General features: G+C 35.1%; 14 protein-coding genes and 1 pseudogene. 8 read left to right on the forward strand and 7 right to left on the reverse strand.

Features of this window, described 5'->3' with window-relative positions:
* The first annotated feature begins 9 nt into the window (after nt 1-9).
* From fliI to CCY99_RS00940, 3 genes are all read left to right on the forward strand, one after another.
* A complete protein-coding gene (gene fliI / locus CCY99_RS00930; protein ID WP_112059539.1) occupies nt 10-1,311 on the forward strand; it encodes a flagellar protein export ATPase FliI in 1,302 nt (433 codons plus the stop codon).
* 106 nt (nt 1,312-1,417) lie between these two features.
* Nucleotides 1,418-2,581, forward strand: a complete 1,164-nt coding sequence (locus CCY99_RS00935) for a NifS family cysteine desulfurase (RefSeq protein ID WP_112059540.1) — start codon at nt 1,418-1,420, stop codon at nt 2,579-2,581.
* A 634-nt stretch (nt 2,582-3,215) separates the two neighbouring features.
* Entirely contained in the window at nt 3,216-4,196 is a 981-nt protein-coding gene (locus CCY99_RS00940) for an iron-sulfur cluster assembly scaffold protein (RefSeq protein WP_112059541.1), read from the forward strand.
* A 102-nt stretch (nt 4,197-4,298) separates the two neighbouring features.
* Here CCY99_RS00940 and CCY99_RS00945 read toward each other — a convergent pair whose 3' ends face one another.
* Both CCY99_RS00945 and CCY99_RS00950 read right to left on the reverse strand, forming a co-directional pair.
* Nucleotides 4,299-4,880: a YceI family protein gene (locus CCY99_RS00945; RefSeq protein WP_112059542.1), complete on the reverse strand. Its 582-nt coding sequence runs from the start codon at nt 4,878-4,880 to the stop codon at nt 4,299-4,301.
* Entirely contained in the window at nt 4,877-5,329 is a 453-nt protein-coding gene (locus CCY99_RS00950) for a MarR family transcriptional regulator (RefSeq protein ID WP_112059543.1), read from the reverse strand. The genes CCY99_RS00945 and CCY99_RS00950 overlap by 4 nt, the downstream gene beginning before the upstream one ends.
* A 242-nt stretch (nt 5,330-5,571) precedes the next feature.
* On the opposite strand from CCY99_RS00950, the gene CCY99_RS00955 reads away from it, so the two are divergent.
* Entirely contained in the window at nt 5,572-6,168 is a 597-nt protein-coding gene (locus CCY99_RS00955) for an FAD-dependent oxidoreductase (protein ID WP_112059544.1), read from the forward strand.
* Nucleotides 6,169-6,330: 162 nt separating this feature from the next.
* Nucleotides 6,331-8,565, forward strand: coding sequence for an autotransporter outer membrane beta-barrel domain-containing protein (locus tag CCY99_RS00960; RefSeq protein WP_112059545.1), 2,235 nt, complete (start codon nt 6,331-6,333; stop codon nt 8,563-8,565).
* A gap of 45 nt (nt 8,566-8,610) precedes the next feature.
* Here CCY99_RS00960 and CCY99_RS00965 read toward each other — a convergent pair whose 3' ends face one another.
* The 3 genes from CCY99_RS00965 to bcp are packed head-to-tail and all read right to left on the reverse strand — an operon-like array spanning nt 8,611 to nt 10,419.
* Nucleotides 8,611-9,150: a threonine/serine exporter family protein gene (locus CCY99_RS00965; protein ID WP_112059546.1), complete on the reverse strand. Its 540-nt coding sequence runs from the start codon at nt 9,148-9,150 to the stop codon at nt 8,611-8,613.
* The gene (locus tag CCY99_RS00970) at nt 9,150-9,926 is read right to left on the reverse strand and encodes a threonine/serine exporter family protein (protein WP_112059547.1); all 777 of its coding nucleotides are present in this window, start codon (nt 9,924-9,926) and stop codon (nt 9,150-9,152) included. The genes CCY99_RS00965 and CCY99_RS00970 overlap by 1 nt, the downstream gene beginning before the upstream one ends.
* A 28-nt stretch (nt 9,927-9,954) precedes the next feature.
* Entirely contained in the window at nt 9,955-10,419 is a 465-nt protein-coding gene (bcp, locus tag CCY99_RS00975; protein ID WP_112059548.1) for a thioredoxin-dependent thiol peroxidase, read from the reverse strand.
* A 213-nt stretch (nt 10,420-10,632) separates the two neighbouring features.
* Here bcp and CCY99_RS00980 point away from each other — a divergent pair, with 213 nt between their 5' ends.
* Nucleotides 10,633-12,276 carry a lactate permease LctP family transporter gene (locus tag CCY99_RS00980; RefSeq protein WP_112059549.1) on the forward strand — a complete coding sequence of 548 codons (1,644 nt, stop codon included), beginning with the start codon at nt 10,633-10,635 and terminating at the stop codon, nt 12,274-12,276.
* 95 nt (nt 12,277-12,371) lie between these two features.
* On the opposite strand, the gene CCY99_RS00985 is transcribed toward CCY99_RS00980, so the two are convergent.
* Nucleotides 12,372-13,769: a glycosyltransferase family 10 gene (locus CCY99_RS00985; protein WP_112059550.1), complete on the reverse strand. Its 1,398-nt coding sequence runs from the start codon at nt 13,767-13,769 to the stop codon at nt 12,372-12,374.
* A gap of 54 nt (nt 13,770-13,823) precedes the next feature.
* Between CCY99_RS00985 and CCY99_RS00990 the strand changes: the two are divergent.
* A pseudogene (locus CCY99_RS00990) lies at nt 13,824-15,499 on the forward strand (glycosyltransferase).
* A gap of 242 nt (nt 15,500-15,741) precedes the next feature.
* Nucleotides 15,742-16,167: a lecithin retinol acyltransferase family protein gene (locus CCY99_RS01000; protein ID WP_112059553.1), complete on the forward strand. Its 426-nt coding sequence runs from the start codon at nt 15,742-15,744 to the stop codon at nt 16,165-16,167.
* Between the two features lie 16 nt (nt 16,168-16,183).
* Here CCY99_RS01000 and CCY99_RS01005 read toward each other — a convergent pair whose 3' ends face one another.
* Nucleotides 16,184-20,125 (reverse strand): TaqI-like C-terminal specificity domain-containing protein, encoded by a 3,942-nt coding sequence (locus CCY99_RS01005; RefSeq protein WP_112059554.1) that lies wholly within the window; start codon nt 20,123-20,125, stop codon nt 16,184-16,186.
* Nucleotides 20,126-20,161: the final 36 nt, after the last annotated feature.

Here is a 20,161-nt window from a genome sequence, read left to right on the forward strand (position 1 = left end):
GGTTTATAGATGTCTTTAGAAAAATTACGATTAAAATTAGAACGAAAAATCGAATTATCACCACATTTTGGTGAAATAACACAAATTTATGCAAACACCATTAAAGCAAATGGATTAAAAACTTCCATTGGAGATATTGTAAGCATAAAGGGTATTGATAACGATATTTCAGGCATAGTAAGTGCAATTGAGAGAGATTATTTTTCTATTATTCCATTTACCTCAACACAAGGATATAAAGTAGGTGATAAGGTTTTTATAAGCCAAAAAGGTTTAAAAATTGGCGTTGGAAATGGACTTCTTGGGAGAATTGTAGACCCCTTGGCAAATCCAATTGATAATCTAGGGGAAATACAAAAAGATTCTACTATTTCCATATTAAACACCCCCATAAAAGCGATGAATCGTGGGCTAATCGATGAGGTTTTTAGCGTTGGAGTGAAAAGTGTAGATGGACTTTTGACCTGTGGCAAAGGACAAAAAATGGGGATTTTTGCTGGAAGTGGCGTGGGAAAATCTACACTAATAGGAATGATTGTTCGAGGCTCTAGTGCTGAGATAAAGGTTATTGCCTTAATTGGGGAACGAGGGCGGGAGGTGCCTGAATTTATCGCCAAAAATCTTGGAAATGATTTAAAAAATACGATTATAGTCGTTGCTACGAGCGATGATTCTCCATTGATGCGAAAATACGGGGCATTTAGTGCGATGTCAATTGCAGAATATTTTAAAAATCAAGGTAAAGATGTGCTTTTTATTATGGATTCTGTAACTAGATTTGCAATGGCACAAAGAGAAATTGGGCTTTCTCTAGGTGAGCCACCCACTTCAAAAGGCTATCCACCATCTGTTTTAAGCCTTTTGCCAAAATTAATGGAAAGAGCCGGAAAAGAGGAAAACAAAGGCTCAATTACGGCATTTTTTACCATCTTAGTTGAGGGCGATGATTTAAGCGACCCTATAGCCGACCAAAGTCGTAGCATACTCGATGGACATATCGTGCTAAGTCGTGAATTAAGCGAGTTTGGAATCTACCCACCAATCAATATCCTTGCATCATCATCAAGGGTTATGAACGATATAATAGACAAAAAACATAGAGAAAATGTCATAAAATTTAGAAAAATATATTCACTTTTAAAAGAAAATGAAGTCTTAATCCGCATTGGCTCATATCAAAAAGGAAGCGATAAAGAGCTAGATTACGCATTAAGCAAAAAAGAAAAATTAGAGGCATTTTTGCAGCAGGATTCTACCACTATGCTAGATTTTAAGGAAATTTATACAAAATTAGATGAAATTTTCAAATAAAGGATATATTTTTATATCTCATTTTTTAAAAATTTAATATATAATGCAATGCTAAATAATAATTTTTATTAATTAAACATTTATAATTTTAATTTTAGGAGATAGAATCTTGAGAGAAGTATATTTGGATAACAACGCTACAACAATGGTTGATAGGGAAGTTATGGAAGTTATGGAGGATTATTTCTGTAAATATTATGGGAATCCAAACTCGCTCCACGACTTCGGCACGAAAACACACAAGCCCTTACGCAAGGCATTCGACCAACTTTATGCTGGAATAAATGCGAGGGAGGAAGATGATATTATCATCACCTCGTGTGCGACGGAGAGCAATAACTGGGTTTTAAAGGGAATCTACTTTGATGAGGTGCTAAAAAATGGCAAAAATCACATCATAACCACCCAAGTCGAGCACCCAGCGATTAGCTCAACTTGTGCGTTTTTAGAGGATTTGGGCGTGGAGGTTACATATTTGCCAGTTAATGATAAGGCAAATATCGATGTAAATTCCCTAAGAGAGGCTATTCGCCCAAATACGGCACTAGTAAGCATAATGTGGGCGAATAACGAAACAGGTGTAATTTTCCCCATAAAAGAAATTGGCGAAATCTGCAAGGAGCGGGGAATCTTATTCCACACGGATGCAGTTCAGGCTATCGGCAAGTTAAAAGTCGATGTGCAAGATATAAATGTGGATTTTTTGAGCTTCTCGGCACATAAATTCCACGGACCAAAGGGCATTGGCGGACTTTACATCAAAAAAGGCGTCGAGCTAACGCCCCTATTTCACGGCGGAGAGCATATGCACGGACGCCGAAGCGGGACGCTAAATGTGCCATATATAATTGGCATGGGAAAGGCGATGGAATTAGCGAATAATTATTTGGATTACGAGGAAAATAAGATTCGAGAGCTTCGCGATAGACTGGAAAATGAGCTAATTAAAATGGGCGATGTTATGGTAATTGGCAAGGATACTCAAAGAGTGCCAAATACGATTCTAGCGAGTATCAGGGGGATTGAAGGCGAGGCAATGCTATGGGATTTAAATAAAGCTGGGATTGGTGCATCTACTGGAAGTGCCTGTGCTAGTGAGGACTTGGAAGCAAATCCAGTTATGAGTGCCATTGGTGCGGATAAGGAGCTAGCCCACACGGCGGTTCGCCTCTCGCTATCGAGATTTACCACTAGTGAGGATATCGATTATACGATAAATGCGTTAGATAAGGCAATAAAGCGATTACGAAGCATTTCTAGCTCGTATTAATTTAATAAAAGGCTTGACTTTTTGGGGATTTGGGGACAATTAATTTAAGGTAAGCCTTTATTAAAGCCACTTTTTCATAAAAACGCTATTTTTTATTTTTAAAGTGATTTGTTTAGTAAAGGGGAGACAAGTGGGCTTGAATGATGATTTGCCAGAGGCAAAAGCGAAGTTCGCTCTCAAAACCATGCAATTACCCCAAAGCGGAGATTCTTGTAAAATTGGCTTTAGCCAATTTCCTGTTAACCCCCGATGACACTTCTTGCGGTGTCCGTGCTAACGCACGGAAATTAAGAAGTTTATTAAAAATCGCATAGCGGTTTTTTGAAAATGGGATTATTCCCTTGTGAAATTAAAAAGATATAATTAAAAAAATAAATTATGGTTTATCGCCACTTTTTGAATTTTTAAGATTCTAGATTAGCGAATAACCAAGCGAGATTCCACTAAAAACTTCTCGTTTTTTCTGCGTAGCAGAAAACAAGGCTTTAGCCGAAGTTTCCTCGTTAATAAACGAAGCTTTAGGGGTTTCGAAAACAAGCGATAGCGAAGTTTCCTGTAAAGGGCAACGCCTTTCGTCGTAAAACGGGGCTTTGCTTCGTTGCGAAGTAAAAATTAAAATAAAAGGACATAAACAATGGGAAAAGATACTTTAATCGGCGGTTCCCTATGGGACGCCTACTCAAAAAAAGTCCAAGAGCGAATGGATAATCCAACTCATCTTGGCGTGATAACTCAAGAGACAGCGGACGCCAAAAACGCCAAGCTAATCATCGCAGATTACGGCGCGGAAGCTTGTGGCGATGCTGTGCGGCTTTACTGGCTAATCGATGAAAACGACACGATAATCGACGCGAAATTTAAAAGTTTTGGCTGTGGGACGGCGATTGCAAGTAGTGATATGATGGTGGAACTCTGTCTTGGGAAAAAGGTGCAAGACGCCGTCAAAATCACCAATTTAGATGTGGAATTCGCCCTTAGGGACGACCCAGACACCCCAGCGGTTCCGGGGCAGAAAATGCACTGCTCGGTTATGGCTTACGATGTGATTAAAAAAGCCGCTGGAATGTATCTGGGAAAAAATCCAGAGGATTTTGAAGATGAAATTATCGTGTGCGAGTGTGCTAGAGTGAGCCTTGGGACGATAAAAGAAGTCATTCGCTTAAATGACTTAAAAACAGTCGAAGATATTACAAACTACACCAAAGCAGGGGCATTTTGTAAAAGCTGTATAAAGCCCGGGGGACACGAGGAAAGAGAGTATTACTTAGAGGATATTTTGCGTGATACGAGGGCGGAAATGGAAAGTGAAAAGCTAAAGGATAATGTTATAAAATCATCGCTTGGTGAGCTTAGCTTTAAAGATATGACTACCGTGCAAAAGGTCAAAGCGATTGATAAAATCATCGATGATAATGTCCGCCCAATGCTAATAATGGACGGCGGAAATATGGAAATCATCGATATTAAGGAGACAAGCGATGGGTATATCGATGTGTATATCCGCTATTTGGGGGCTTGTAGTGGCTGTGCGAGTGGATATAGCGGGACACTCTTTGCCATAGAATCCATTCTGCAAGAGCAATTATTTGACAAGATTCGAGTATTACCTATATAAAACTAGAAAATAGTAGAGGTGGGATTCTACTTAATAAAAAATATTAATAGAGATTCTCAAGAATTAAAATTTAAAGGGAAGTTTGACTTCCCCATTTATGCCTTATATCTCATTCCACAAAGTCTTAAGGATAATACTTAAGGAATCGCTAACTATTGCACTTCCTTGTATTTCAAAATCCCTAATATCTATTTTTGCCTCCAAATCAAGCGACAATTTACCATCTTTCTCACCTATTACGCCTGTAAATGGAACTTCCTGTGTCTTTCCATGCAGTGTTAAATCACATAAAATATGAACTTTACCATCTGTTACCTCTATTTTTTTACTTTGCAAAAATCCTTTTGGATATTTCGCTTCATCTAGAAAATCTGCCTCTAATAGATGAGCATCTCGCTCTTCATCATCACTAAAAACCGACTTGATGATAATCTCGCCATCTAGTGAAGCTATACTTCCATCGCTATTTAGAGCTAGATTCCCACTAAAGGTTTTAAAATACCCCTCTACACCAACAAATGCAAATTTATGAGATTTAAAGCCAATATATGAGCTATTATCAACTACATATCGTTTTATCCCATTATTGCTTACTTTTAGGGAATTATCACTAGTTGGAATCTCTATATTGTTACTTCCAAATACCGCACTTACAAAATATAAACAAATTAATATTTTCTTCATTCCATTATTTTTAATTTACTCGATTGCGATAAGCCGACAAATACTTTATATAAAATATTTTGTAAGGTCGCCATTTCATCTTCGCTTATATGTGGCAAAAGCATATCAGCATGTGTTTCTAGCATTATTTGAAATGTTTCTTGGGCGATTTTTTCCCCTTCTTCAGTTAGCAATATTAGATTCTCTTTACGATTTTTAGGATTTCTTTTACGATACAAATATCCTTTTTGCTCCATATCATCGATTATAACTCGTATATGGTTTTTATCCACTTGGATAAAAGATGAAAGCTTAATTTGCGAATTTTCAGACTCACTACAAATCCACAAAACTCCAGCATGTGGATATGTAATGCCATAATGCTGAATTCGTTTGTTAAACTCCTTTGATACACATTCCCTAAGCCCAGTAGCCAAGAATCCAATACATTGATAAATACTAACATTCATAATACATTTCCAACACAATAAACTTTTTAGATGAAATTATATATTCTTTGTCGACTTTTTGCCATAAAGTAAATCTTATCTCCTTTATATAGTATTTTATAATTATTATAATTTTTAATGATAATAATTATAAATGATAATATAGCAATATTTAACAACTATTGTCAAGAGAATTTTTAGCTTTAAATAACAATAAAATAAGCTAAAATATTATTTCAAAACTTATATTTAAAGGAAAAAACATGAAAAAAAGAATTACAATTATCGGTGGAAGTATCGCAGGATTAACCTCTGCGTTGATTTTAGCATCGGCTAAAAATAATGAATTAGATTTTGAGATAAATATCATAGATGAGGGTAAAGCAGATTTGAATGCTGTGGCAATCTATAATGTGCCACTATTCCCAAAAGGGATAATCGGCAAAGACATCATCGCAAAGACAAAAGAGCAAGTAGATTCTCTATTGAAAGTAAAATATATAAATGGCAAAATCAATGAGATTAGCGGGGACAAGGGAGCTTTAAAAGCGATTGGAGAAAATATCAATCTAGAATCCGACTACATTATCCTAGCTACAGGAGCGAGTGCGTTTGATATTAAAGGCTTGGGTAATATCGTAAAAGAGCATAATTTAATGAATAAGCCAAATAAAATCCGCCTAGAATACAAAGGCAGACAGGAAGTCAAAAGCGGAATCTATGTCGCTGGAATCGCATCTGGAGTTACTTCTATGGTAACTGCTGCAATGGGAAGTGCAAGTGAGGCAGCTTGTGCGATACTTAGCGATATAAAAGGCGAAATAGTTGTAGCCCACGATACACCAACTTCAAGGAAATAATCACCTAATATCTTAAGAGAGATAATCTCTCTTAAGCTTACTTTTCTAACCTTTTACCCCAATTACCCCAATCTTTGCTTTAGGATATTAAACATTATAAATTGAGATTCTCTTGATAATATTTGAATACAATACGCAAATTTTTAATATTAGGAGATTGATGTGAATTATCATTTAGATAGAATTGATTATGGAAAGGAGATTCAAGGATTTAGAGAAGAAAGCCTTATAAGATTCTCAAACTCAAATGCTTCTTATGATTTAGATTCCACAAGATTCCTAAAACCAATGAAATTTTTTCTCATAGTTTTATTAATCACACCTTTTGTATTTAACCCACTTCGTTCTAGAGCTAGAGATATTACAGCAAATGATACAAGAATACAAAATGCTGAAAATGAAGTAAATGTAAAAACATCTACAATTAAAAATCTAACTAACGAATCTACAATTACCAATCTAAAAGTTAATGAAAACGGAAAAGTAGAATATCTAGATAATTACGGAACAATCAACAATCTAACAAATGATAGAGATGGAACAATAGAGCAACTAGATAATAATGAGAAAAGCAAAATTACTAATCTAACAAATAATAAAAAAGCACAAATCCATTACATAGATAATTACAAGGAAGGCACAATCACCAATCTAAAAAATAATGGAACGATACAATATCTAGATAATTACGGAACAATAAATAACCTAACAAATAATGGAACAATAGAATATCTAGATAATTATAACGGGGGAGTAATCGATATTCTAAATAATTATGGAAAAATCAACAGCCTAAAAAATTCTACCACAATCACGAATCTAAACAACACAGGCGAAATTAGGCTACATAATATAAATAACGATAACGACATCAGCGATATTAAGAAAATTTACGCTCATATTAATAATATAACAGAAAATGCAACGATAAATATCTCAGCCTACCATTTAGTTATCGATAAAAAAGCTAGTGATTTTAATAGTTTTAGCGGATATAATGCCGAAAGTTATGACTTATCACATCTAGTCATACAAGACACTTCAAGCAATAAAAAAGGTGTGAAATTAAAAGACACTAACTCTAAGATTCTTCTAACTTTAGGAAAAAGCTTTGAATTAAATACGAAATATTCTTTGGCTAAATTAATAACTAATACAGATGGGAATCAATATAAATTAACTTATGAAAATAATGGCGATATAAACTTAAATACATTATTTTCACATTTGAAGATAGTAGATTCTACTGCTTTGGGATATGATGCCTCATTTTTAACCTTAGTGTTAGATGGGGAATCTTTTAGGGTGAATATTCTTAGCTCAACTAACCAAATGATAACAAACTCCATTCAAAACACTAAAAATAAGGCAAATGTAACAAATATCAATAATATAGCATTAAATCTTAAATCAAATGTATTTAAGAATCTAGGCGGAAGTGGATTAGCTCTAAGCAAAAGAGATGAAATATTACAAGAATTAGAATCTTTGAAAATCGCCAAAATAAGGCAATCTCTAGCAAAATCCAGCGAATCTAATTTTAAAGAAAATGATAGATTCTATTACAATAATACACAAGATTCCATTATCTTAGATTCTAATTTGAATTCTAATGATTCGCATAATTATCATACTTTCTTTACCCCATTTATAACGCATAGTATTTTAGATGGTGATATTAGTGGGTTAAGCTATGGCTTTGTAGGTGGATTTAATGCAAAATTAGCAGATTCTCACACTTTAGGAACTCATATTGGATTTAATTACGGCTCTATGAATGGAAATAAATCAACCAATAATATAGATATAAATAATCTAAATATTTTATTGGGCTTACACTATAAATTAGATTTAGTTTATGGTATGTATGTAAAAGCTTTAGTTGATTTTATCTATATTAATAATGATGGAAAATATTCATTTGACTTAGGATTATACAAGGTAAATTCTAACTCATATGGTTATAATGCAAATATAGCTTTTGGTAAGGATTTTAGTCTTAAAAATGCTGGAATCTTGGGAATAGAAATTGGCTTTAATCCACTTGGGATTAAAACTAATGACACGCAAATCGGCACTCACAAATATATTGGAGATTTTACTAATCTACTCTATGGTGATTTAGGACTAAACTATAATATTAGATTTAAAAATGGGTTTGGATTAGATTCAATGCTTGGTGTAAAATATCTATTTAATAATCCACAAGGCAAAATGGCATTATTAAATACAATTATAAATTATGATATTGGAGTAGATAAGCTCATCAGCTACATTGGATTTGGGGTGAATTATAGTGTAAATTCTAGCATTACTTTAGGTTTAAATTATCTAGGAAATTTTGGTGATAGAACAATTACAAATAGTGGATTTTTAAATATCAAAATTGGATGGTAATACAAGTATTCAAAAATTTCATTAATATCTTTTAATCTTAGAAAATTATTTTATGTTATTAAATGCTTCTTTATTTTTTAGATATTCTTCTAGCTGGAATCCTTTTCTTGTCATCATCAAGCTTTGTTCGTGAAATATAAGAAGTGTTATAGAGATTCCCACAGCGATAGCAAAAGCAACTGAAATAGTTGTCATAAGATTATTTGTTATTTCTATTAGTAATTTATATTGTTTTTCTAAATCATTTTCACTTGCAAATGATGTAATAGATAATATAGTTCTATATGCATACATTCCGGGTATCATAGGAAGTAACGCTGGAAATGTTATTATCTCCATCGGGCATCGCACCTTTTTTGCAAATATAAGCCCTATTAATCCAATAGTGAATGCTGATATAAAGGTCGCACTAGCAAGACCAAATACATCAAATTGCAATAAATAGAATCTACCGCCGTGAGCTATAGCAGCAAGTAATGCAGATAAAAATAATGTTTTTATCGGCGGATTACAAGCAAAGGCAAATCCAAGTCCAGCCACTGCAGCAAAACAACCATCAATAATCGCAGAAAATACAATATCCATTAATATTCCATTCTCATTCCTGTAATATTAAGCGTAATATATAATCCAATGGCAATACAGGAAATTAATATTAATGTGCTTATTGCACGAGATAATCCTATAAGTGAATGCCCGTCCAATACATCTATAACAGAATTGATTAAATACACTCCCGGAATTAAAAATAACACACTTGTTCCAATAGCCACATCTGGCGTTTTCGTCGATACGATTATCGTTCCCATATGTGCAGACATAGAAGCCACAAAAGAGCAAACAACAAATATAAATCTAATATCCGCATTTAGCAATAACAATATTTTTCTAAGATTAAAGCCGATAAAAGTAGCGACAAAAACTATCGGCATAGAGATAAAATCCCCTCCAAAGAGTCGGCAAAAAGCAGCATTAGCAAAACATACTAATAATAGCGTGCTTATGTAACTATAATGATTGGTATGTATGATTTTTTCATATAATTTTTTTAGTTGTTTAAATGTTATTTTTTCATCATATGCATGCCAACTAAGTGCACTTAAACGCGAAATTACATTGAAATTTATACCTCTTTCGGTGTATTTTCTTACATAAGTTCTACTAATGGAGTAATTATTTGGTGCTAAAACACTAATGCTAATATTTTTTGAAAAAATAGATATATGCACTTCATAGCCAAATGCTTCGCCGATTCTAGTAACGCATTTTTCCACTCTTGATGTATATGTGCCAATAGAAAGCATACTAATAGAATATTCCATTAAAAATTCTATAAGTTCTTGAATCTCAGCAGTTTTCATCTATAACCTTATTAGATAGATTCCATAATTATTGATATTTTCTCAAATATTCTAGAATCTTTTTTGCGTGTCCGCTTGATTTTACATTATAAAATGCTTCTAGAATCTTGCCATCTTTTATAATAAAAGTAGAGCGGAGAATCCCCATATATTTTCTTCCATACATACTTTTTTCTGTCCAAACACCATATGCATTTGCGATATTTTTATCACTATCACTTAGCAAAATATGTTTTAGATTCTCTTTACCAATAAATTTTTGATGAGATTCTACGCTATCTGGGCTAATGCCTATTACAACGCTATTTAATTTATTAAATTCATCTAAAAGTTCACTAAACTCATTTGCTTCAATCGTGCAACCCTTTGTCATATCTTTTGGATAAAAATATAAAACTATAAATTTACCCTTAAAATCCTTACTTGATACATTTATCCCATCTTGATTTTTAGCATTAAAATCCGGTGCTTTTTGTCCCGCCTCAAGTTTCATATTAATTTCCTTTAGTGTTATTATAAATATATTAGTTAAAAAAATTATTTTGGAATTCTATCTTAAAAATCTAGCTTTAGATATGTATGTTTGTTACGAATGTTACTAAATTGCAATTATTTTATATTATTTTGACATAAGGCATTACAATATTCTACATTTTATTTTAAAATTTATCGCTATCTAAAATTAAATCAAAAAGGAGAGGGCGCGATGTTTATACAGAACTATGACCCGCTGAATAATGTTTGGCTTAGTGCGTTGGTCGCATTTTTACCTATTTTATTATTTTTTCTTTCACTTGTTGTGTTTAAGATGAAAGGACACACGGCAGGACTTGTTACAGTTATACTAGCAGCTATTGTTGCAGTTGTAGCATATCAAATGCCTGTTTCTATGGTTCTTGGAAGCTTTTTGTATGGTTTTTTATATGGAATGTGGCCTATTGCGTGGATTATAGTCGCTGCAATATTCTTGTATAAATTAAGTGTTAAATCTGGTTATTTTGATATTTTACGAGAATCTATCATCGCCATTACGCCAGACCAACGACTTCAAGTCATTTTGATTGGATTTTGTTTTGGGGCATTCTTAGAGGGTGCGATTGGATTCGGTGGTCCTGTGGCAATCACCGCTGCATTGCTTGTGGGTATGGGTTTAAGACCACTTTATGCAGCTGGGCTTTGTATGATTGCAAATACGGCTCCTGTGGCATTTGGTGCAGTTGGAATCCCAATTATCGCGATGGCAGGAGTTGTTGGGGTTGATAGCCTTGAGATTTCATCAATGGCAGGACGAATGCTACCTCCGCTCTCACTTTTTATTCCATTTTTCTTAGTATTTTTGATGGACGGATTCAAAGGCATTAAAGAAACTTACCCAGCACTTTTGGTAACAGGACTTAGCTTTGCATTAGTTCAATTTATCACAAGTAATTATATGGGACCTGAGCTTCCAGATATTGCTTCTGCTGTAGTTTCCATTGCGGCATTAAGTGTGTTTTTAAAGTTTTGGAAACCTAAGCATATATTCAAATTTGACGAAGAAATAGGCGGAAAGGCAACATTGGAAGTAAAAAAATACTCCTTTGGACAAATAGCCTTAGCGTGGAGTCCTTTTATCGTATTGATTATTATGATAGTTATTTGGACACAAGGATGGTTTAAGGCTCTATTTGGTGGAGATGGAATCCTAGCAAGCACAGTTATCAATATACCAATTTCTGTAATCAATGGTAATATTATGCAAGTAGCTCCAGTCGTTGCCGAAGATACACCGATAAAAGTCGTTTTCTCGTGGAATCTAATAAATACCGTTGGAACAGCGATATTTGTTACAGCGATAATTAGCATGTTTATGCTAAAGGTTAAGGTTGGCGATGCGGTAAAAACATTTGGCGAAACACTAAATGAGATGAAATTCGCAATCCTTACAATTGGGCTAGTGCTATCCTTTGCCTTTATCTCAAACTATAGCGGAATCTCAGCAGCTCTAGCTTTAGCTCTAGCTTCTACAGGCGATGCTTTCACATTCTTCTCGCCTATTGTGGGTTGGATTGGCGTATTCCTAACAGGAAGCGACACAAGCTCGAATCTACTTTTCGGCACATTACAACAAGTAACAGCTCGTCAGCTTGGCATTCCAGAAGTGCTATTCCTAGCGGCAAACTCAGTTGGTGGCGTTGTAGGGAAAATGATAAGCCCACAAAGTATCGCTATCGCTTGTGCGGCGGTTGGACTAGTGGGACGAGAATCCGAATTATTTAGATTTACGGTTAAATATTCCATTATATTTGTTATTGTGATTGGGCTATTTACTTCGTTTATAGCTTTTGTAATACCTTGGTTAATACCATAATAGATTTTTGGTTATCACTTTATAGCAAGGGGATTTTCCCCTTGACTCTACATCTTGCAAACGATAAATATTCACTTAAATCCTAAGCTAAAAATTTAGAGAGTGGCTTTTGGATGGGACTTTAAATCTTTTAGTTTATTCTTACTTTCACCCTTATTTAGAATCCTATGGAAAAAATAATAAATTATTAGAGCAATTCGCCAAATATGCGTTTTTAAGCTCCTCTTATATGGCTTTAGGAAAATCTCTTTTTTGGGCGTTTCTTTGTGAGTTTTATAATCTTTTAGTATTTCTTTCCCCATAGATTCTAGCATTGAATAATCCTCTAAAACCCGCCTTCTAGCCTCCAAAATCGCCCCAAAATGCTCTTCATAAAAGTTGGATTCTAAGAGATTTTCTAGCCTCTTTATGGAATCTTCCACATTATAAATATCGATTTTTATAAACGAATTTTTTGGAAAATACCGCTCGATGTTCCCCGCCCCAAAGTAAATCGGCATCGCATAGCCAAGATAAGCGTCCATAATCTTTTCGCTGAAATAGTCGCTCTGGGCGTTGTTTTCGATAGCAATTGTGTATTTATAGGGCAGAATCCCGTCCTTTTTCTCCGCTAACTCATTTGGCGTTTTATTGCCATAAAAGTCGATTTTATCCCCAAGGTGGCTATTTTGAAGGGCTTTGACAAACTTCATTCTATCTAAATGCCCCGCAAACGCCTTTTTATCAAAACTCGCAATGCAAGAAATCTCCTTAATCTTGCGTGGAATGGGGAGATTGCAAAGCTCGTTATATGGCATATTTGGAGCGAATAGAAAATACATCATCGGCGGATATTTGATGAAAATGGTGTTATGGAATTTTGCTTTACGGGGCGAATCTACTTCGTGTGAATGGGGATTTGAAGCGACTTGAATTGTAAGTTGGTTTGGATTTGTCGCAGGTGAGTTTAAAAAAGGCGAGTTTGAGTGCTGGAATCTTGTATTATCTAGCTGCTGCCCCCCCCCATTTTGGCTATTTCCGCCGTATTTAAGCACATTAGAATCTAACGCAAAATCCGCAGAATCTAAACTCGAATCTAGTGCGGAATCTAAATCTAACACAGAATCCAACGCAGTTTTAAACTCCACTTTTTCCAAGCAAGGAGCCTTAAAAAGCCCCTCGTTAAATGCAAATACAACATCGCAATGCGCGTAAGTCTCTGGCTTTATCGCCCACTCGTTTTTAAATGGTATGCCATACTGCTTAGATTCCTTTATATACGGCTCTTGCTGGAGTGCGAAAACTCGCCTAGCCCTTACCTTATGGGGTTTTATGGTCTTATTTATGATTAGCACATAGTCGCAGTCAATGGGCTTTTCATCAAACCCGCGGAATTCAAAACTTAACTCTTCCCCACTTGGAGCGATAAACTTGCTATCGCCATTTTTTGAGAGATTTTTAATTTGACTTTTAAAGCCCTCCCTATAATCGCTTAAAATACACACTTTTATCATCTCACATACTCCTAGATTCTTTGCTATAATTCGCCTAAAAGAAAGGCTTTTGAAGTGAAAATTTCAGTTACAATCATAGCAAAAAACGCCCAAAAACACTTAAGCGAGTGTTTGCAAAGTTTAAGCGAGTTTGATGAGATAATCTTGCTAGATAATGAGTCTAGCGATGAGACGAGAGAAATCGCTAAAAGCTACCCAAATGTGCGGATTTTTAGCACGGAGTTTATCGGCTTTGGGGCGATGAAAAATCTAGCGATTAGCTATGCTAAAAATGAGTGGATTTTCTCCATTGATAGCGATGAAATCGCCGAGCCGGACTTGCTAGAAGAGATAAAAAATCTAAAATTTAAGCAAAATGAAATCTATGCGATTTCTCGCAAAAATCTCTATAAAAATGAGTGGATAAAGGCGTGTGGCTGGTATCCGGACTATGTCAATCGTATTTTTAATAAAAATTTTACGAAATTTAATGATAACGAGGTGCATGAGAGCGTAACAATCCCTAAAAACGCCAAGATTCTAAGGCTAGATTCCCATATCAAGCACTATGCCTATGGCTCAATCTCCCAGCTCTCGCATAAAATGGAATTCTACAGCACACTTTGGGCGAGAAATAACGCTCACAAAAGTGCCACGCCATTAAAGGCGATTGTTCGCTCTATGTGGTCGTTTGTGCGGAATTATCTTTTCAAAAAGGGGTTTTTATACGGCTACAAGGGCTTTATCATAAGCTTTTTTAATGCAAGTGGTGTGCTGGTCAAATATATGAAACTCTATGAGCTAAAAACGCGTGAAAACTCCGTCTCGCTCATCATTACGACCTATAATCAAAAGGAATCTTTAAGGGCGGTTTTGGATTCCACACTGCGACTAAATAAAATGCCAAGTGAGATTCTAATCGCCGATGACGGGAGCAAGGCTGATACGAGGGAGCTAGTGGAATCTTACAAGGCGAAATTCCACATTCCGCTAATTCACATCTGGCACGAAGATAGGGGCTTTCGGCTCTCACACATTCGCAATTTGGCGATAGATTCCGCAAATGGCGAGTATATCATTATCATCGATGGCGATATGATTTTAGAGCCAAACTTTGTAAGCGACCACTTGGAAAAGGCTAAGAAAGGCGTTTTCTTGCAAGGAAGTAGAGTGATACTAGATGAAAAAGTGAGTAAGGAAATCTTGGCTTTAACTTCGCAAAATGGCGGGAATGGCTTAAGAGAAAATGGCGGAAATAACGCAGATAATGGGGGGGGGAGCAAGTAGGTAGAATTCAAATAGATAGAATCCAAAAGGATACAAATCAAGTTGCTAGAATTGAAGTCGCTAAAATTTTGGCTAAACAAAGTTCGCTTAAGGCGAAACGATGCAAGATTCTATCTACGATTATCTACAAAACTTCCAAAATAAATGCGAAATTTTTTGACAAAAAGGACTTTATAAAGGGCGTTAGGGGCTGCAATATGAGCTTTTTTAAAGAGGATTGCAAACATATCAATGGCTTTAATGAGGATTTTCAAAGCTGGGGGCGGGAGGACAGCGAGTTTGTAGCGAGATTTTTGTTTAATGGCGGGGAGTTTCAGCGACTGAAATTTGCCGGGATTGCCTACCACATTTATCACAAGGAAAATAACAAGGATTGCTTGGAATCTAATCATCAAATTTATTTGGATACGATTAAAAATCGCCTAAAAACTTGCCAAAATGGGATTGTGAAAAACTACAGATAATCTCTTAGATTTTTTTATTTTCCATGATTTTTATCTCGCTTTGAGTGATTTTTGCTTGATGATATTTTTTTTAAACACCTAGCTAAAAATATCATCGTCATCTTGTATATCTTGCATTCTTGCGTGGTGATTTTCGATTAGCTTTAATAAAGGCAGTTGCCTTTAAAATTTTAAAGGTGCGTTAGTTTGCAATATGCTAGAATATTACAATATTTTATTTTTTTAAATTTAGCAAGGAAACAATGGAAAATATTAAAATTGGTTCACACTTAGAAGTTGACCGCAAAAAATTTTACGACTTGATAGATTACACTCATCACGGAATTTATATTGGGAACAACCAAGTAATTCACTATTCAGGCAATAAAATTGTCGAGCAAGATACATTAGAAAACTTTTTAAATGGCAACAATTATAGAATAATCGAACATTCAAACAGACTGGATACAAACTCAATACTTAAAAACGCTACAAGCAAATTAGGCGAATCAAAATACGATTTTTTGCAAAACAATTGCGAACACTTTGCGGTATGGTGTGCCACTGGCAAACATATTAGCAAACAAGTAAACATGGCAAAGCAAGTTGCCGTGCCTTTTATATTGGTTTTTGCAGTAGCAAGTGCGGTGTATTTTTGGCGAAAAAACAAAAACGATATTAAAGAGTAGCCCTAAACTATATATTTTAGTTGATGACAAAGTCCGTCTCTTGCTTATCTAAACCATAAAGCGAACAGACCAAAAAATCTATTTTAGATTCTAGCTCTTTTGTGGATTCTCCGGAATCTTGGGCTTTTGCCTCTAAAATTTTATCCACTAAATCTATGATTTTATCGGCTAGTTTTTTGTTAGATTCTGTGATTTGTGGGATTGGGATTCTCTCCAAATATGGAATATCATATCTCACATAGCCACCCGCCAAATGCGTTGAACCGAAATAATGTTTATACCAAAAATCAGCAAGTTTGGAATTTAAGATTCCTAGTATATATTTTGGATTCACCGCAAAATCTACAATCAGCGTTGATTTGCCTACAAAAAATTTATTTGTGTCAAAAGTAGCTTGAATATTTTTTGTCATTCTTGCTATTACAATTTTTTCTTTATTGAAACATTTTTTTATTTCGTTTGAATAAATTTCAATTGGTATGTATTCTTTTTGCCAAACAATCGCATATCTTTTTATGTCTGCTGTTTGTATGATTGGTGCATAAAGTTTTTTTGATTTTTTGTCTAGGGATTCAAAATCAATAGATTTTATTTTCATTTTGCCATATCCACTTTTTGAAGTTCCCCATTTTAGCGTCCCCAAATCCGCCAAAGTGTCGCATTTAACTTTTAGGAAATTGATTTGATTTTTTTGTATATTGATAGATAATTTATCGTTATTTTCATAACTTTTTATATTGTGTGAATATGCAAATCTATCTTGTTGCCACAAATTTATTCTAATAGAATCTTGTTTTTTTGATTTTTTTAAAGCCCAAACCATAGGATAAGTAGAAGCTGAATCAAAAACCTTGATATAAGAACAATCGGCGATAAAATCAATATGCCCCTTATCCAACAATAATTTTCGTGTCCCATATGCGAAATCTGCCTGTAACATAGCTATTGGGTTAATAAAACTTATCGTGGCATTGTGTGTGGTAACTTCGATTCCCTTTTCTACGAAATAACAAAATATATTTGGTCGCTTAGATTCCACATTGACTGCGTAGTTTTTAGTTCCCTTTATTGTCTCAAAAGAAATTTGGCGATAATCAATATACGGCGGATTGCCGATGATTAAATCAAATCCTTTGAAATCGCCATTTTTATCCAAAACTTCCGGGAACTCAAATCGCCACTCAAAAGTATCTGCATTTTTGATATTTTCTAACGCATCATAATCTCTAAATATGGAATCTAGTAGATTCTGCCCTTTTATATCTATGCTCTCGGGTTCTAGTTTATACAAAGTGGGCTGAAATTTATAGTTATTTTTCCTAGCGATTTTTATCATCTCCATTCCAAAGGGCGTTTCTAAATCAAAGCATAAATCGCCATAAGTCTCCACGAAACTTTTTAGATTCTGCGTTAGATTGCTTTTTATAGGGCTATTTTCAAGCAAGTAATTTTTAAAAATCTCTTTTAGATTGTTGATATTTTGCGTGATTGTCCGCTTATTCCCCAGTGCATTTTTGTATAAATCCACTTGGGCTTTATACTCTCTAATCGCCTCTTGTAAATTCCTAGCAAAGCCAAGTCTTATGCCAACATTGCCAGTCAGGCTAGAATCTAGCGAGAAATTGCTAATTAGGCTATTTCCGCATTTGATATTTATATCAATGTTTGGGAGCGTTTCAAGGTGCTTTTGGGCGATATCTGTGTAAAAGCTGTATTTTAGTAGCTCAATCCAAAGGCGGAGCTTGGTGATTTCACATGAATTAGGATTGATATCCACGCCAAAAAGGCAGGATTCTATAAGCTTACGCTTTTGGTAGAAAAGTGCCTTTTGGATTTTGTGAGATTCTATATTTTCGTGCGCTGGGTGCGTGTAATGGTGGATTTCATTATTTGAATCGTATATGACGATTTCATCATTTTTTAGCTCTAGGCGGATATCTTTTAGCTTTTTGCCATTTTCATCGCATAGGATTCCAAGCTCAAATTTTAATAAAATGAGCTGATTTAGCGCGGAAACTAGAAAGTGCCCACTCCCCACAGCTGGGTCGCAAATACGAATAGAATCTATAATGTCATTTGCTTTTTTAATGTCGGTGATTTGGTTGTAGAGATTTTGAAGTGCTTGTTTTTGGGTGGTTTGGGTGCTTTGGGAATTTGCCGAATCTGCGGAATCTTGTGGCGTTTGGGAATCCGCCGGATTTTTAGAATCTGGTGCGTTTTGGGAATGCACTGAATCTAGATTCGCCAAATCTTGCGATATATCGGCGATTTTAAAGCCATTTTCGCGGAATTTTTCAAGGGCGATTTTGCGGATAGATTCCTCGCACATGTAATTTGTAATAAAGCTAGGCGTATAAAAGCTGCCGTCCTTATAGCCATTTAGCTTTTCAAAGACAAGCCCGAGAATTGCGGAGTTTATGAGCTTATCAAAGTTTATTTTCGTGTGATTTTCAATATCTTTTGGCGTGGTGGTGAAATCATAAGCGTTTAGGAATGCAAAAAGATATTCTAAAAGTGGAAGTTTTGGGGCTTTGCTGGACTTTAAAAGCGTCTTTGCAAGGGGCGTTTTATATAAAATTGAGCTTGGGTAAATCGCTAAGGCATTAGAATCAAGTAGCTTTATTTCCCTGCCCTCTAATTCAAGTGCGGTTTTTTCAAAAAGGCTGGAATTTAAATAGGGGATTTGGCGTAGGATTTTAGGGAGATTTAAATCCGCTCTATCAGCCTCTTTTTTAGCCAAAATCTCAAAAAATAGCGTGTTTAGAGTGGCGAAATTAGGAATAGATTCTAAATCTAAAAATGACTTGTCAATGTGCTTAAAGCTAAGTAGCATGGACTCTAAAAGACGCAAGAATAAAATGCGATTATTCCAAGTGGTGAGGAGCGCGAAAATGACTTCAAAATCAGCTTTCCTATCAAGCTTAAAAATGCGTGAAATGCTATCACTAAGGGCGTTTGACGTATCGCTTAGGACAATTTTAATAATGCCATTTACGCTAATTTCCTTTAAGCCTAAAATGTAAAGTAGCTCGTTATAAAAGCCTTGATTTAGGGTGTTGGCGTCAAGCTGGGATTTACGCTTTAAAAGGCAAAATGGGCTTAGGGCTTGGTATAAAAGCGATAGATTTGCTTGAGCGGTGGAGTCTCCGGTGGAATCTGTTTTTGAATCTTGGGTGATTTGCTTCGCGGAATCGTGTGCGGATTTTGTGGAATCTTTTGAATCTTTGGCGATTGATTTAGCGATAGAATCTAAATTGATATAGCAATAATCTATCTCTAAATCTGCGGTTTTTAGGTAATTTTCTAAGCTGGAATAAAATTTTTTCGTGCTGGTGTCGCTTCCGTCTTTTAAGTCGCAGTTTTTATAAAACTTTAAGATTTGCTTATCTTTGGCGAAATTTTCCTCATATTGCTTGGAATCTATGATGTAAAATTCTCGTGCGGTGGCGAGAATAATGTGCTTTATATTGTTATTATTTTTAGCTTTGCTTTCACGCAAATAATAAAGAATGGATTCATAAAATGCCTTAGATTCTAGGGAGTTGGGAGCGGAATCTGTTTTTAAATCTAGGGCGGAATCTGTGCTGGAATCCGTCTTAAAATCTTTAAAATCCAGCTTTAAGGTTTGGGCGGAATCTGGCTCAAAATCTTTATTTTGGCTTGGGAACTCCGCCTTATTACTTAGTGATTTTATCTCAAAAATGACCGCTGGGTGCAAATCATAAGAATCCTCATAAATCGCCAAATCAATTCTATCTTTTGTATTTAGCTCATAGCCATAAAAATCGCCTAAGAATTTCAAAATCTCGTTCTTTTGATACTCCTCGCTATCTTGGAGAATGGATTTTTCTAAAAACTCACTAAATGCATTTTGGAATCGCTCCAAAGTCCGCTTGCTAGGTGTGATGATATTATATGGCTCTAAAAACTCGCTCAAATTGATAGGGATAAAGTGCATAAATGTCCTTTTGGCTTCATATTCAATTTTAAAATG

The sequence above is a fragment of the Helicobacter sp. 16-1353 genome (genome assembly GCF_003288815.1).
In the GTDB taxonomy this organism is placed as follows: Bacteria; Campylobacterota; Campylobacteria; order Campylobacterales; family Helicobacteraceae; genus NHYM01.